We start from the raw sequence: 14,972 nt of genomic DNA, 5'->3' as shown, positions 1-14,972 counted from the left end.
GGGTGTCCGGTATGACCACGACCTCGCCCCAGGGGCGCACCGAACTGCTGAGGCCGGACGGGAGCCCCGTCCGGGTGCTTGTAGTGGACGACGAGCTGTCCATCACCGAACTGCTGTCCATGGCCCTGCGCTACGAGGGCTGGCAGATCCGCAGCGCCGGGGACGGGCACGGCGCCCTCCGGACCGCCCGCGAGTTCCGGCCCGACGCCGTCGTGCTGGACATGATGCTGCCGGACATGGACGGGCTGAGCGTGCTGGGGCGGCTGCGCCGCGACCTGCCGGACGTGCCGGTGCTGTTCCTGACCGCGAAGGACGCGGTCGAGGACCGCATCGCGGGGCTGACGGCCGGCGGGGACGACTACGTCACCAAGCCGTTCAGCCTGGAGGAGGTCGTCGCCCGGCTGCGCGGACTCATCCGCCGCACCGGTGCCGCCGACCGGCGCTCCGACTCCGTCCTGGTCGTCGGCGACCTCACCCTCGACGAGGACAGCCACGAGGTGACGCGGGGCGGCGACGGCATCCACCTCACCGCCACCGAGTTCGAGCTGCTGCGCTTCCTGATGCGCAACCCGCGGCGCGTGCTGAGCAAGGCGCAGATCCTGGACCGCGTGTGGTCGTACGACTTCGGCGGGCAGGCCAACGTGGTCGAGCTGTACATCTCCTACCTGCGCCGGAAGATCGACGCCGGACGCGAGCCGATGATCCACACCCGGCGCGGCGCCGGCTACCTGATCAAGCCCGCCGCGTCATGAGCGGACGGCGACGACCGCGGCCGCGGACCCTGCGGACGCGGCTCGTCGTCGCCTCCGTGGCACTGATCGCGGTGGTGTGCGCGGTGATCGGCACGGTGACGACGGTGGCGCTGCGCTCGCATCTGTACGACCAGTTGGACAAGCAGCTGCACGAGGTCGCGATGCGGGTGTCCGGCTTCGGGCCGCCGGGCGAGCCCGAGGTGGGCGGCGGGGGCCCGCAGCGGATGGACCTGGACGAGTTCGTCACGCACGGACCGCAGCCGCGCCGCACGATCGTCGCCGAGGTGCGCGACGGCGCCGTCCTCGACGCCAAGTACGGCATGAAGGACGACGAGAGCACCGACTTCAGCGGCACCACCGCGGTCTCCCTCACCGAGGCGGAGCGCGCCGCGCTGGCCTCCGTCCCGCGCGACGGCGACCCGCACACCGTCGAGATCGGCGACCTCGGCGACTACCGTGTGGAGTACCGGGACGGCTACTACGCCGCGGTCCCGACCTCCGAGGTCACCGGCACCATCAGCACCCTGATCATCGTCGAGGCCAGCGTCACCGCCGCCGGCCTCGTCGCCGCCTCCCTCGCCGGGACGGTCATCGTCGGCGTCGCCACCCGCCCCCTGCGCAGGGTCGCCGCCACCGCCACCCGGGTCTCGGAACTCCCCCTGCACACCGGCGAGGTGAACCTCGACGAACGCGTCCCGGAGTCCGAGTGCGACCCGCACACCGAGGTCGGCCGGGTCGGGGCCGCGCTCAACCGGATGCTCAACCACGTGCACGGGGCCCTGCACGCCCGCCAGGAGAGCGAGACGCGGGTACGGCGGTTCGTCGCCGACGCCAGCCACGAACTGCGCACGCCCCTCGCCTCCATCCGCGGCTACGCCGAACTCACCCGCAGGGGGCGGGAGCAGGTCGGCCCCGACACCCGGCACGCGCTGGGCCGCATCGAGTCCGAGGCCGGGCGGATGACCCTGCTGGTCGAGGACCTGCTCCTGCTGGCCCGCCTGGACGCCGGACGGCCGCTGGAGTTCGGGCAGACCGACCTCGTACCGCTCGTCGTGGACACCGTCAGCGACGCCCGCGCGGCCGGGCTCGACCACCTCTGGCGCCTGGACCTGCCCGACGAACCGGCGATCGTCTCGGCGGACGCCGCCCGGCTCCAGCAGGTGCTGGTCAACCTGCTGGCCAACGCCCGCACCCACACCCCGCCCGGCACCACCGTCACCGCGCGTGTACGACGCGACGGCGCCTGGCTGTGCGTGGACGTGGAGGACAACGGGCAGGGCATCCCCGCCGAGTTGCTGCCGCACGTCTTCGAACGGTTCGCGCGCGGTGATTCCGCGCGGTCCCGCGCGACCGGGTCGACCGGCCTCGGCCTGGCCATCGTGCAGGCCGTGGCGGCCGCGCACGGCGGCGCCGTGACCGTCGGCAGCGTGCCCGGACGCACCGTCTTCACCCTGCACCTGCCGGCCCCGGCGAGCGCCCCGGCGCCCTCACAGGCACAGCACAGCGTCACCACACGGGCGCGACAGGGGAGTTGAGAAGAGTCGGTCGCATGCGAACCGACTCTTCTCCCGGCTCCCTGCCGGCGCGGGAGCATCTCCCGGCCGCAGGAGCCGGTACGCCTGTCCTGGACGTAGTGATCCCCGTCTACAACGAGGAGAAGGACCTCCGGCCGTGCGTGCTGCGGCTGCACGACCACCTCACCCGGACCTTCCCGTACGGGTTCCGCATCACCGTCGCGGACAACGCCTCCACCGACGCCACCCCGCACGTGGCCGCCCGGCTGGCGGCGGAACTGCCCCGGGTCGTCTCGCGCCGACTGGAGCAGAAGGGCCGGGGCCGGGCCCTGCGCACCGTCTGGTCGGCCTCGGACGCCCCCGTCCTCGCCTACATGGACGTCGACCTGTCCACCGACCTCAACGCCCTGCTGCCGCTGGTGGCACCGTTGATATCCGGTCACTCGGACCTGGCGATCGGCTCCCGGCTCGCCCGCAGCTCACGCGTGGTGCGCGGGGCCAAGCGGGAGTTCATCTCCCGCTCCTACAACCTCATCCTGCGCGGCTCCCTCCAGGCCCGCTTCTCCGACGCCCAGTGCGGCTTCAAGGCGATCCGCCGGGACGTGGCCCGGGTGCTGCTGCCGCTGGTGGAGGACACCGGGTGGTTCTTCGACACCGAGATGCTGGTGCTCGCCGAACGCGCCGGGTGCCGCATCCACGAGGTGCCGGTCGACTGGGTCGACGACCCCGACTCGACCGTGCACATCGTGAGGACGGCGACCGAGGACCTCAAGGGCGTGTGGCGGGTCGGCAAGGCGCTGGCCACCGGTTCGCTGCCGCTGGACCGGCTGGCCCGGCCGTTCGGTGACGACCCGCGCGACCGGGAGCTGACCGGCGTACCGCAGGGCCTGGCCCGGCAACTCGTCGGCTTCTGCGTCGTCGGCGCCCTGTCCACCCTCTTCTACCTGCTGCTCTACAGCGGCTTCCGTCTCTTCGCCGGCGCGCAGCTCGCCAACGCGCTCGCCCTGCTGGTCTCGGCGGTCGCCAACACCGCGGCCAACCGGCGGCTAACCTTCGGCGTGCGCGGTCGGGGCGGTGCCGTGCGGCACCAGGCGCAGGGACTGGTGGTGTTCGGCATCGGCCTCGTGCTGACCAGCGGTTCGCTGGCCGCCCTGAACGCGGCGACCGCCGACCCGGACCACTCCACCGAGCTGGCGGTGCTGATCGCCGCCAACCTCGCGGCCACCGTGCTGCGCTTCCTGCTCTTCCGCGCCTGGGTGTTCCCGGACACCGCGCCCTCGGCGCCGGCGACGGCCGGACCCCGGCGGCATCCGGACGTCCACCGCACCCGCGGTGACGAGACGGTACGGCTCCAGCCGGTGAGCCCCGCCGACGGCGAACCGGGGAACGGACGATGACCGGACCCCGTCTGTGGCGCGGCCGTCCCGAGGACCCCCGCTGGGTGCGCCCGGCCTTCCTCGGCCTGCTGCTCGCCACCGCCGTGCTCTACCTGTACAACCTGAGCGCCTCCGGATACGCCAACTCCTTCTACTCGGCGGCCGTGCAGGCGGGCAGCCAGTCCTGGAAGGCGTTCTTCTTCGGCTCGCTCGACGCGGCGAACGCCATCACCGTCGACAAGCCCCCGGCCGCGCTGTGGCCGATGGCGCTGGCAGTGCGGATCTTCGGGCTCAGCTCGTGGTCGATCCTCGTCCCCGAGGTGCTGATGGGGGTCGCGACGGTCGCCGTCGTGTACGCGGCCGTACGCCGCCGCTTCAGCCCCGCGGCCGGCCTGATCGCCGGTGCGGTGCTGGCCCTGACGCCCGTCGCCGCGCTGATGTTCCGGTTCAACAACCCGGACGCGCTGCTGGCGCTGCTGATGTCCGTGGCCTGCTACCTGGTCGGGCGCGCGCTGGAGGACGGCCGGACCAAGTGGCTGGTGTGGGCGGGCGTCGCGATCGGCTTCGCCTTCCTGGCCAAGACCCTCCAGGCCTTCCTGATCCTGCCCGCCCTGGCCGCCGTCCACGGCGTCTGCGCGCCGGTGCGGCTGAGGAAGCGGCTCGGGCAGCTCGCGCTGGCCACCGTCGCCCTCGTGGTCTCCGGCGGCTGGTGGGTGGCGGTCGTGGAGCTGTGGCCGGCGTCGTCCCGCCCGTACATCGGCGGCTCGCAGAACAACAGCTTCCTGGAGCTGACCTTCGGCTACAACGGCCTCGGCCGGCTCAACGGCGAGGAGACCGGCAGCGTCGGCGGGGGCGGCCCCGGCGGCGGGAGCGGTGGCCAGTGGGGCGAGACCGGCTGGGACCGGATGTTCAACTCCGAGATCGGCGGCCAGATCTCCTGGCTGCTCCCGGCGGCCCTGATCCTGCTGGTCGCGGCACTGGTCGCGGTGCGCCGCGGCGGCCGTACCGACGCCGCCCGTGCGTCCCTCCTGGTCTGGGGCGGCTCGCTGCTGATGACCACGGTCGTCTTCAGCTACATGGCGGGCATCTTCCACCAGTACTACACGGTGGCGCTCGCGCCGTACCTGGCGGCCGTGGTCGGCATGGGCGCGGCCACGCTGTGGGAGCGGCGGGAGCGGGCCTGGGCCTGCCTCGCCCTCGCCGCGGCCGTCACGGCGACCGCGGCCTGGGGATACGTGCTGCTGAACCGCACGCCCGACTATCTGCCCTGGCTGAAGTGGCCGGTCCTCGTCGGCGGCCTGGTCGCCGCGCTCGGGCTGGTCTTCGCCGGGCGGCTGGGACGGCGGGCCGCGCTCGCGGCGGCGGGGCTCGGAGTCCTGGCGTCGCTGGCCGCGCCGACGGCCTACACGCTGAGCACCGTGCGGGAGGGCCACAGCGGCTCCATCGTCACAGCCGGTCCGTCCGGCGCGAGCATGATGGGCGGTCCGGGCGGAGGCGGCGGCCGGGGAGGCGGCTTCCCCGGCGGCGGGAACGCTCCCGGTCAGGGCCAAGGCGGCCCCGCCACCGGCGGATTCCCCGGCGGCGCACCGGGCGGCAACGGTCAGGCACCACCCGACGGCCGGACAGCCCCCGACGGCCAGAACGGCCAGGACGGTCAGGACGGCCAGAACGGTCGCCCCGGCCAGAACGGCCTGACCGGCGAGGGCGGCCCCGGCGCAGGGCCCGGCGCAGGCGCCGGCATGGGCGGGCTGCTCAACGGTGCCCAGGTCGGCTCCGAGGCGAAGAAGCTGCTGGAGACCGACGCCGACGACTACACCTGGGCCGCCGCCGCGGTCGGCGCCCAGAACGCCGCGAGCTACCAGCTCAGCACCGGGGAGCCCGTGATGGCGATCGGCGGCTTCAACGGCACCGACCCCGCCCCGACGCTCGCCCGGTTCAAGGAGTACGTGGCGGACGGCCGCATCCACTACTTCATCGGTGGAGGAACGGGAGGCGGCATGGGCGGCGACTCCGGCACCGCGTCCCGGATCTCCTCCTGGGTCGAGGCCAACTTCGAGAAGGTCACGGTCGGTTCGGCCACCTTCTACGACCTGACCCGGCCGACCACCTGACCCCCCGACCACCTGACCGACCGACCACCCGACCGACCGGAACAACGTCCGCTGTACAGCGTATAGGGCTGCCTATACGCTGTACAGCATGACGACGTCCTCACCCGAACAGGGACAGGAGCAGGAGCCGGGCGCGGCGCGGACCGAGCCCACCGTCCAGGGCCACCCCCAGCGCTGGCTGATCCTCGCTGTGATCAGCCTCGCCCAGCTGACCGTGGTGCTGGACAACACCGTGCTGAACGTGGCCATCCCCTCCCTCACCGACGAACTGGGAGCGGCCACCTCCGACATCCAGTGGATGATCAACGCCTACTCGCTGGTGCAGTCCGGCCTGCTGCTCACGGCGGGCAGCGCGGCCGACCGCTACGGCCGCAAGAAGATGCTGACGGCGGGACTGGCGCTGTTCGGTCTGGGCTCGCTGGCGGCCGGCCTCGCGGACAGCACGGGCCAGTTGATCGCGGCGCGGGCCGGCATGGGGGTCGGCGGCGCGCTGCTGCTGACGACCACGCTCGCCGTGGTGATGCAGATCTTCGCGCCGGAGGAGCACGCCAAGGCGATCGGCATCTGGAGCGCCGTGAGCGCGCTCGGCTTCGCCTGCGGGCCGCTGATCGGCGGCTTCATGCTCGACCACTTCTGGTGGGGCGCCATCTTCCTGATCAACCTGCCGGTCGTCGCGCTGGGCCTGGTCGCGGTCGTGACCCTGGTCCCCGAGTCGAAGAACCGGCAGGGCGACCGCCCCGACCTGCTGGGCGCCCTGCTCTCCACGATCGGCATGGCCGCGCTGGTCTACGCGATCATCTCCGGTCCCGAGCACGGCTGGACCTCGGGCCGGGTCCTGGCCACGGCGGCCGTCGCGGTCGGCGTGCTCGCGCTCTTCGCCTACTGGGAGAGCCGCGTCCCGTATCCCATGCTCGACCTCTCCTTCTTCCGTAACCAGCGGTTCACGGGCGCGGTCGCCGGGCTGATGCTGATCACCTTCGGCATGGGCGGTGCGCTGTTCCTGCTCACCCAGCACCTGCAGTTCGTGCTCGGCTACGACCCGCTGCGGGCGGGGCTGGCGACCGCGCCGCTCGCCGGGACCGTGGTGGTCCTGAACTTCTCCGGCATCGCGGCGAAATGGCTGGTCAAGCTCGGTACGCCGGTGGCGGTGATGCTGAGCATGGTGTTGATGTCGGCGGGCCTGGTGGCCATCGCCACCCTGACCGGCACGGGCTACCCGGGCACGCTGCTGGGGCTGCTGCTGATCGGCGTGGGATGCGCCCTCGGCAACCCGGCCATGGCGCACGCCATCATGAGCTCGATCCCGCCGGCCAAGGCCGGGGTCGGCGCGGGGATCAACGGGACGCTGGCGGAGTTCGGCAACGGTCTCGGCGTGGCCGTGCTGGGCGCAGTCCTGAACTCGCGGTTCGCGGCGCTGGTGCCGGTCGCGGCGACCTCGCTGCCGGCCGCGCTGGCCTCGGCGGACGGGGCGGCCGAGCGTGAGCGGGTGATCGGGGCGTTCTCCTCCGGGCTGGAGAGCAGCCAGTTGGTGGGGGCGGTGGCCGTACTGGCTGGCGGGGCCGTCGCCGCGCTGCTGCTGCGCAGGGCGGAACGGGCGGGCGTGTGAGGGCCCGGGGGCCGGGCGCCCGCGCGGTCGCCGGCGCGTGCCGGCCGGGTGCGTCCGCACGGCCGGGCCGGGCGTCGACCCTGCCGTGCGCCCCCGCACGGGCGCCTAGCATGACCGGCATCGGTGAGCGAGGTAGGTGCGTATGACGAAGGCGGGCCGGGGGGCGCGGGCCAGCGTGTGGCTGGTCGACGAGGGGCGGCGCGGTGGTCGGCGCGGTGGGCAGCCGTCCGGGCTGGACCGGGAGCGGATCACCGAGGCCACGGTCCGGCTGCTGGACGCCGAGGGCCTGGCCAAGTTCTCCATGCGCCGCCTGGCCGCCGAGCTGAACGTCACTGCCATGTCCGTCTACTGGTACGTGGACACCAAGGACGAACTGCTCGAACTCGCCCTGGACGCCGTCTTCGGCGAGCTGCGCCGCCCCGACCCGGACACCGGTGACTGGCGGGAGCAACTGCGCGCCCTGGCCCGGGAGCACCGCTCGCTGCTGGTGCGCCACCCCTGGATGTCCCCGCTGGTCGGCACCTACCTCAACATCGGGCCGCGCTCGATGGAGTTCTCCCGTGCGGTGCAGCGCGTGATGCGGCGCAGCGGACTGCCCGCGTACCGGCTGACCGGCGCCATCTCCGCGGTCTTCCAGTTCGTGTACGGCTACGGCACGATCGAGGGCCATCTCTTCGCGCGGGCGGCCGGGAGCGGGATGAGCCCGGACGAGTACTTCCAGGACTCCATGAGGGCGGTGGCCGAGTCGTCGGACACCGCACCGGACGTCATCGCGGAGTCCCGGGCCATCATGTCGGCCCGCGGCGGTGAGACGGTCGCCGAGATGCTGGACCGGGACTTCGAGTTCGCCCTGGACCTGCTGGTGGCGGGCATCGAGGCGATGGTGGCACGGGACTGACCCGGCCCCCGGTCCCGCCTCCGGGCGTCAGTCGTCCGACGCCAGCCGGGCCGGGAAGCCGCCCGTCGCCACCGGACCCCACCGCTCCGGTGTCACGCGGATGATCGACTTGCCCTGCGTGACCATGGCCTGCCGGTACTCGTCCCAGTCGGGGTGCTCACCGGCGATGTTGCGGTAGTACTCCACGAGCGGCTCCACCGAGTCGGGGCTGTCGACGACCTCCGCCGTGCCGTCGACCTGGACCCAGGGGCCGTTCCACTCGTCGCTGAGCACGATGAGGCTGACCCGCGGGTCGCGCCGCGCGTTGCGGGTCTTGGCCCGTTCGGGGTACGTGGAGACCACGATCCGGCCCGAGTCGTCGACCCCGCAGGTCAGCGGTGACCCCTGAGGGCTGCCGTCGGCCCGGCGGGTCAGCAGGACCGCCCGGTGCCGGGGGCGCACGAAGTCCAACAACTCGTCCAGGGAGACACGGGTGTTCGTCGCGATGTTCGGTGCCATGCGGCCAGCCTAGGTCCTGTTGCCACACTCCCGTCTGCCTCGCGGGCGGACGACGGGAGTGTGACGACAGGACCTAGGCCGCCGCCTCGCCGCCCGCCCCGCCGCCGGGTCCGGTCGCCGTACCGCTCTCCTCCCGCAGCGCCTCCGCCAGGTCGTCGTAGACCGGCACGTCCCGGCGCAGGCCGGACAGTTCCAGGACGCGACTGGCCACGCCGTGCGGCGCGGCCACCACCCGCAGCCGGGCGTGGCCGGGCAGGCGGCGGCGCACCTCGTCGAGCAGGCGGACGCCCTGGGAGTCCATGAAGCGGGTCCCGGACAGGTCCAGGACGAGGAAGCGCAGGCCGCTCGCGTGGTGGTCCACGGCGGTCATGATCAGCGGGAGCAGCCCCGCGGCATTGCAGAAGTCGATCTCCTGGGGCAGCGCGAGTACGGCGTAGCCGGGTGGATCACACGGCTCGCACGGTCGGGGAAGGAAGGTCAAGGCTCTCACCTGGCAGACGTCCGTCCGGCTTCCGGCAAGGCCGCTTCCTGACCCGTCCCTATTCCACCACGCCCGCGTCCGGATGCGGAAGGCGGCCGGTCGGTGCGTCGACCGGGCGTCACCGGGGCGCAACCGAGCAGCTAGAGTTCTGTACGTCCTGTGCTCGCAGTCAGGAATGTGCTGCGGAGCTCTCCTGCGCACGGCCGCCCGGTCGTGCACGCCGAAGAGGTTCGTGGTGGCTGCGTCCGAATTTACTGATTTGCCGCGTTTTCCGGCGGGCTTCGAGCTGGCCGAGGCCCTGACGTCGGCGGCTCGGCAACTGCACGGAACCGGCTCCCCGCACGACGCCATGAACGCGGCCGTCCAGCTCGCGGTACGACTGCTGCCCGAGGCCGAGCACGCCGCCATCTCCGAGATCCAGCGCGGCCGGCTGCGCACCCTCGCCTGGACCGACGAGGTCGTACGCTTCGACGCCGACTCCCGGCACGGGAGCCGCGAGCCGATCCCGGACCGGGACCGCCTGTGGACCACCCCCGTGGTGCGGACGGACGACAGCGAGGCCGACGGCGGCGCCGACGCCCTGTCCGGACTCGGCCTGCGCTCGGCCCTGTCGCTGAGGCTGCGCGCCGACCGGCGGCGCCTGACCGTGCTGACGGTCTACGCCCGCAAACCGCAGGCGTTCGACGACGAGGCCACCCGCATCGGCAGGCTGTTCACCGCGCACGTCAGCCTCGCGCTCGACTCGGCGACCGTACGGGAGCAGCTGACCGAGGCGATGCGCACCCGGGACCTGATCGGCCAGGCCACCGGCATCCTCATGGAGCGCCTGAACATCGACGCGGCCGGCGCCTTCGACTCCCTGGTGAAGGCGTCCCAGCGGGAGAACGTGAAACTGCGCGATCTCGCCCGCCGCATCGTCGACGCGAACAGCGGTGCGAGCGGCCGAGGCGTGGGAGAGCGGTGACGGGTTATCCGTACGGGCATGACCTCGGAGACCTCTGAGACGCTCGACCAGGCGATGGCCCGTAGCCAGGGGCTCGACACCCTGCTGCGGGACCTGACCGACCGCGCTGTCGGCCGGGTCCCGGGAGCCGCCGCATGTTCGGTCACCGTGCGCCGCGCCGACCGGCTGATGACCCTGGCCGGCAGCTCCGGGCTCCCCAGCGGCCTGGACCTCAGGCAGTACGAGAACGGCTCGGGGCCCTGTGTGGACGCCGCCGAGACGGGGAGCCCCCGGTACTCCGCGGACCTGGCGGAGGAGACCCGCTGGCCCGCGTACACGGAGTACGCGCTGGCCACCGGCGTGCGCTGCGTGCTGGCCCTGCCGCTGGCCATCGACGGCGAGACGGGCGCCGCGCTCAACTTCTACGGTCTGCGGCCGCACTGCCTGGCCGACGGGCGGGAGGAAGCCCGCGTCTTCGCCGAGCGGGCCGCGGACGCGGTGAACGAGGCCCTGCGCGTGGAACGGCGGCAGGCGTCGGCCGCCGACGTGCGTACCGCGCTGCTCTCCCGCAGCGTCATCGACCAGGCGGTGGGCATCCTCATGGCCCGGGAGCGGATCGACGCCCACCTGGCCATGGAGCGGCTGCGCCGGGCCTCGCAGCACACCAACGTCAAGCTCCGCGACCTGTGCGACGAACTGGTCGCCCGGGCCTCCGGCGGTGCCTCACGCCGCCGGCAGTGACTCCCCCTGCACCGCCTGGATGTCCAGCTCGACCCTGAGGGTCGTGCCGATCGCGGCGATGCCGGCCTGGAGGACCTGGTTGTAGTTCATGGCGAAGTCCTCGCGCCGCAGCTCCGTGGTGGCGCGGAACGCGGCCCGGGTGCCGCCCCACGGGTCGGCGCCGGTGCCGAGGTAGGACAGGTCCAGGTCGACCGCGCGGACCACGCCGTGCAGGCCCAGCTCGCCGTGGACGGTCCAGCGGTCGGGGCCGGCCTCGGTGACGCCGGTGGAGCGGTAGGTGATCTCCGGGAACCGCTCGGTGTCCAGGAAGTCGGCGGAGCGCAGGTGGGTGTCGCGCATGCCGTTGCCGGTATCGATGGAGGCCGCCCTGATCACCGCCTCCACCCGGGACTTGGTCACGTCGTCCGGAGCGATCTCGACCGTGCCGGCGAAGTCCGTGAAGCGGCCGTGCACGCTGGAGATGCCCAGGTGCTGGGCGACCGCGGCGACGCTGGAGTGCGCCGGGTCGATGGTCCACGGCCCCGGCGGCGGCAGTTCGGTACCGCCCTGGCGGGCCAGCGTCACCGTGCCGACCTCGGCCCGGCCGCTCGCGGTGACGATCGCGCTGGAGGCGGCCGGCGCGTAGCCGACGGCGGTGACGATCACGGTGTACGCCCCGGGCGCCAGCGCGGTGGTGTCCCGCACGGTGCCCTCGGTGTCCGCCTCGGCGCGCAGCACCTGCGTGCCGGTCATGTCGGTCACCGTGACGACCGCGTGCGACACGGCCCATCCGTCCCGCGTTCGGATCCTCGCGGTCAGTCCCATCCCGTTTTCTCCCTGCAAAGGCTCAGAAAGTGGTCATGAAGAAACCGGCCCGTGGTGGGCGGGCGCACCTCCGCTCAGAGCGCGCACGCCACCACGGGCCGGGGTCGGGTCACTCGCCGGGGTGGGCGAGTTCGATGTCGTGGCCGTCGGCACCGGGGCCGGCGACCGTCAGGGACGTCGCCACCGGCGGGTAGCCGGTTGCGATCACGGTGTACTCACCGGCGTCCAGGTCGGTGAAGGCGTACGCCCCGTCCGCGCCGGTGGTGGCCGTGCCGACCACGTTGCCCGCCGCGTCGACCAGCGTGACGCGGGCGTCGGCCAGCGGACCGTGCGGCGCCCGCACGACGCCCTGGACCTGCGCTCCGGCCTGGAGGTCGACCTCCACGCGGGTGACACCGGCGCCGCCCACCTCGACGGGCAGGGCGCGCGGCCGGTAACCGGCGGCGTTCACCGCGACGGTCACCGTGCCCGGCACCAGCTCGGTGAAGGCGAAGTCGCCCGCCTCGCCGGTGGCGGCGGTGGCCAGCAGGTCACCGCGCACGTCGGTGACGATCACCATCGCGTCCTTGACCGGCAGCCCGCTCTCCACGGCCCGCACCAGGCCGGTGAGCCCGCTGGTGCCGCTGAGCAGGATGTCGTACGCCACCGGCTCGTCGTTGACGACGATCGTCGACGCCTGCGGCTGGAAGCCGTCGGCGGAGGCGATCAGGACGTACGAGCCCGCGCCGGGTGCGTCGACCGCGTAGGAGCCGTCGGCCTGGGCGACCGAGCGGCCCAGCTGCCGGCCGCCCAGCGAGATCAGGGTCACCGCGGCCTGCGGGACCGGCGCGGACTCGGCGCCGCGGACGAAGCCGCGGACCGGGACGCCGCCCGAGACGGGTGCCGTGGGCTCACCGGTGCCGGCCGCGGTGGCGACGGCGGCGAGCCGCTGCGTGGCCTCGGGCTGGGCGCCGGAGTCGGTGGCGGACGTGCCCGGGGCGGCGGCCGCGACACCGGCCGGGACCGGCTCGGCGGTGGCCCGGGCGGCCTCGGCCGGGGCCGGGGCGGCGGGGGACGCGGTCTCTGCGGTGGCCTCCGCCGCCTGCGCCAGGGCGCCGGACGTGCGCAACGGGACCTCCTTGATGAAGAGGGTGATGAGGAACGCGATCAGGGCGATCGGCGCGACGATCAGGAAGATGTCGGCGATGCCGTGCCCGTAGGCGCTCTCCAGCCACTCGCGGATGCCGGGGGGCAGCAGGTCCATGTCGGGGATCGAGCTGCCGCCCGCGGCCTTGGCGGCCGCCGCCTGCTCCTGCGGGCTGAGCGAACCGATGGTGTCCGAGGCGTAGTGGCTGATCCGGGTCGACATCACGGAGCCGAGCACCGAGACGCCCACCGCGCCGCCGAGGGACCGGAAGAAGGTGACGACGGAGGACGCGGCACCCAGGTCGCTCGGGGCCACCTGGTTCTGCGTGCAGAGCACCAGGTTCTGCATCATCATGCCGACGCCGAGGCCCATCAGCGCCATGTAGACGGCGATGTGCCAGTAGGGGGTGTCGTACCGCATGGTGCCCAGCAGGCCCAGGCCCGCCGTCAGCAGCACACCGCCGGCCAGCAGCCAGCCCTTCCACTTGCCGGTCTTGGTGATGATCTGACCGGAGACGGTGGAGGAGACGAACAGGCCGCCGATCATCGGGATGGTCATGACGCCCGACATGGTCGGGGACTTGTCCCGGGCCAGCTGGAAGTACTGGCTGAAGTAGACGGTGCCCGCGAACATCGCGATACCGACGAACAGCGAGGCCAGCGAGGCCAGGGTGATGGTGCGGTTGCGGAACAGGCGCAGCGGGATGATCGGCTCGCTGGCCTTGGACTCGACGAACAGGAAGATCAGCGTCAGCACGATCGCGCCGCCGACCATGGCGCCGGTCTGCCACGACATCCAGTCGTACTTGTCGTCCGCGAAGGTGACCCAGACGAGCAGCAGGCAGACGGCCGCGGTGACGAAGAAGGCGCCGGCCCAGTCGACCTTGACCTTCCGCTTGACCACGGGCAGGTGCAGCGTCTTCTGCAGCACGATCAGCGCGAGGATCGCGAAGGGCACGCCGACGTAGAGGCACCAGCGCCAGCCGAGCCAGCTGGTGTCGGTGATGACGCCGCCGAGCAGCGGACCGCCGACGGTCGCTACGGCGAAGGTGGCGCCCAGGTAGCCGGAGTAGCGCCCGCGCTCACGCGGGGAGATCATCGCGGCCATGATGATCTGCGCCAGGGCGGACAGACCGCCGGCGCCCAGGCCCTGGATGGCCCGCGCGGTGATCAGCATCGCGGGGTTCTGCGACAGACCGGCCACGACGGAGCCGACGACGTAGACGATCAGGGCTATCTGGACCAGGGCCTTCTTGCTGACCAGGTCCGCGAGCTTGCCCCACAGGGGAGTGGAGGCGGTCATCGTCAGCAGCGAGGCGGTGACCACCCAGGTGTAGGCGCTCTGACCGCCGCCCAGGTCACCGATGATCTCGGGCAGGGCGTTGGTGACGATGGTCGAGGACAGGATGGCGCAGAACATGCCGAGCAGCAGCCCGGACAGCGCCTCCATGATCTGCCGGTGCGACATCGGAGCGTCTCCGGCGGAGCCTCCCCCGTGCTTGGCATGAGCCCGCACACCGGCTGGTGTGGTCGTTGCCATGGACTTCCTTTGCTTACTTGGTGGTGGTCGCGGGTGTACGGGTGGTCTGTTCGACCTCGGGTGGTGCGGGGGGCCGGGCCGGTGCGGACCGGCAGTCGTCGAAGCTCGCCCTGAGCCTGGTCATCAGCCGGGTGAGCTGACCGACCTCGTCGTCGGTCCAGTCGCTCAGCCGGTGGGCCAGCAGCTGGGTCGTCCGCTCCGACAGCTCGTCGAGCTGCGCCTGGCCCGCGGGCGTCAGGCGCAGGATGCGCGAGCGCTTGTCCGCGGGGTCGGGGGAGCGTTCGATCCAGCCCCGGTCGGCGATGTGCGCGACGTGGCGGCTGGTCACCGACATGTCCACGGCCAGCAGCTCGGCGAGCTTGCTGATGCGCATGTCCCCGTGGCGGCCGAGGAGGGTCAGTACGGCGGCGGATCCGCCGGGGCAGTCGGCCGGCAGGATGCGGCCCATCTCCCGTTTGACGGCGCCGAAGGCGCTGAACTGTCGGATCAGCTCCTCGTACTGCGCCCTCTCGGCCATGCGCACCTCCCGCATTTGTTGCTTAGGGCAACCATAGAAGCGGTTGGTTGCTACAGGCAAACAAAA

At 72.7% G+C, this 14,972-nt stretch carries 13 protein-coding genes; 8 read left to right on the top strand and 5 right to left on the bottom strand.

All coding sequences use genetic code 11. The annotated features are described in order from the left end of the window. Positions 1-11 precede the first annotated feature (11 nt). The 6 genes from ACFZP7_RS17115 (at position 12) to ACFZP7_RS17090 (ending at position 8,257) form a co-directional block, all read left to right on the top strand. Positions 12-752, top strand: coding sequence for a response regulator transcription factor (locus ACFZP7_RS17115; protein WP_019324591.1), 741 nt, complete (start codon positions 12-14; stop codon positions 750-752). Then, positions 749-2,287, top strand: coding sequence for a sensor histidine kinase (locus tag ACFZP7_RS17110; RefSeq protein WP_385634730.1), 1,539 nt, complete (start codon positions 749-751; stop codon positions 2,285-2,287). Before ACFZP7_RS17115 ends, ACFZP7_RS17110 begins: the two co-directional genes overlap by 4 nt. Before the next feature lie 14 nt (positions 2,288-2,301). Next, positions 2,302-3,663, top strand: a complete 1,362-nt coding sequence (locus ACFZP7_RS17105) for a glycosyltransferase (RefSeq protein ID WP_385634729.1) — start codon at positions 2,302-2,304, stop codon at positions 3,661-3,663. Further along, positions 3,660-5,753, top strand: coding sequence for a glycosyltransferase family 39 protein (locus ACFZP7_RS17100; protein WP_385634728.1), 2,094 nt, complete (start codon positions 3,660-3,662; stop codon positions 5,751-5,753). The genes ACFZP7_RS17105 and ACFZP7_RS17100 overlap by 4 nt, the downstream gene beginning before the upstream one ends. A gap of 88 nt (positions 5,754-5,841) precedes the next feature. After that, positions 5,842-7,359 (top strand): MFS transporter, encoded by a 1,518-nt coding sequence (locus ACFZP7_RS17095; protein WP_125537824.1) that lies wholly within the window; start codon positions 5,842-5,844, stop codon positions 7,357-7,359. A gap of 142 nt (positions 7,360-7,501) precedes the next feature. Next, on the top strand, positions 7,502-8,257 hold the full coding sequence (locus ACFZP7_RS17090) for a TetR/AcrR family transcriptional regulator (RefSeq protein WP_385634727.1): 756 nt from the start codon (positions 7,502-7,504) through the stop codon (positions 8,255-8,257). A 27-nt stretch (positions 8,258-8,284) separates the two neighbouring features. Here ACFZP7_RS17090 and ACFZP7_RS17085 read toward each other — a convergent pair whose 3' ends face one another. Both ACFZP7_RS17085 and ACFZP7_RS17080 read right to left on the bottom strand, forming a co-directional pair. Then, positions 8,285-8,755 carry a PPOX class F420-dependent oxidoreductase gene (locus ACFZP7_RS17085; protein ID WP_030979229.1) on the bottom strand — a complete coding sequence of 157 codons (471 nt, stop codon included), beginning with the start codon at positions 8,753-8,755 and terminating at the stop codon, positions 8,285-8,287. Positions 8,756-8,828: 73 nt separating this feature from the next. Then, positions 8,829-9,236, bottom strand: a complete 408-nt coding sequence (locus tag ACFZP7_RS17080; protein ID WP_046250208.1) for an STAS domain-containing protein — start codon at positions 9,234-9,236, stop codon at positions 8,829-8,831. Positions 9,237-9,495: 259 nt separating this feature from the next. Between ACFZP7_RS17080 and ACFZP7_RS17075 the strand changes: the two genes are divergently transcribed. Both ACFZP7_RS17075 and ACFZP7_RS17070 read left to right on the top strand, forming a co-directional pair. Then, complete coding sequence (locus ACFZP7_RS17075) at positions 9,496-10,200, top strand: ANTAR domain-containing protein (RefSeq protein WP_175462603.1); 705 nt, start codon at positions 9,496-9,498, stop codon at positions 10,198-10,200. A gap of 18 nt (positions 10,201-10,218) precedes the next feature. Next, complete coding sequence (locus tag ACFZP7_RS17070) at positions 10,219-10,920, top strand: GAF and ANTAR domain-containing protein (protein ID WP_046250207.1); 702 nt, start codon at positions 10,219-10,221, stop codon at positions 10,918-10,920. On the opposite strand, the gene ACFZP7_RS17065 is transcribed toward ACFZP7_RS17070, so the two are convergent. The 3 genes from ACFZP7_RS17065 to ACFZP7_RS17055 all read right to left on the bottom strand — a co-directional run bounded on the left by ACFZP7_RS17065 (position 10,903) and on the right by ACFZP7_RS17055 (position 14,906). Further along, positions 10,903-11,724 carry a YceI family protein gene (locus ACFZP7_RS17065; protein WP_030979219.1) on the bottom strand — a complete coding sequence of 274 codons (822 nt, stop codon included), beginning with the start codon at positions 11,722-11,724 and terminating at the stop codon, positions 10,903-10,905. The genes ACFZP7_RS17070 and ACFZP7_RS17065 overlap by 18 nt on opposite strands. A gap of 109 nt (positions 11,725-11,833) precedes the next feature. Then, on the bottom strand, positions 11,834-14,389 hold the full coding sequence (locus ACFZP7_RS17060; RefSeq protein ID WP_193516415.1) for an MFS transporter: 2,556 nt from the start codon (positions 14,387-14,389) through the stop codon (positions 11,834-11,836). Between the two features lie 13 nt (positions 14,390-14,402). Further along, positions 14,403-14,906: a MarR family winged helix-turn-helix transcriptional regulator gene (locus ACFZP7_RS17055; protein WP_019324578.1), complete on the bottom strand. Its 504-nt coding sequence runs from the start codon at positions 14,904-14,906 to the stop codon at positions 14,403-14,405. Between the last annotated feature and the right edge of the window lie 66 nt (positions 14,907-14,972).

Source organism: Streptomyces sp. SudanB5_2050 (assembly GCF_964272335.1).
GTDB classification, from domain to species: Bacteria; Actinomycetota; Actinomycetes; order Streptomycetales; family Streptomycetaceae; genus Streptomyces; species Streptomyces rochei.
Note: the sequence above shows the minus strand (reverse complement) of the source record. Positions and strands in the feature narration are given on the sequence as shown.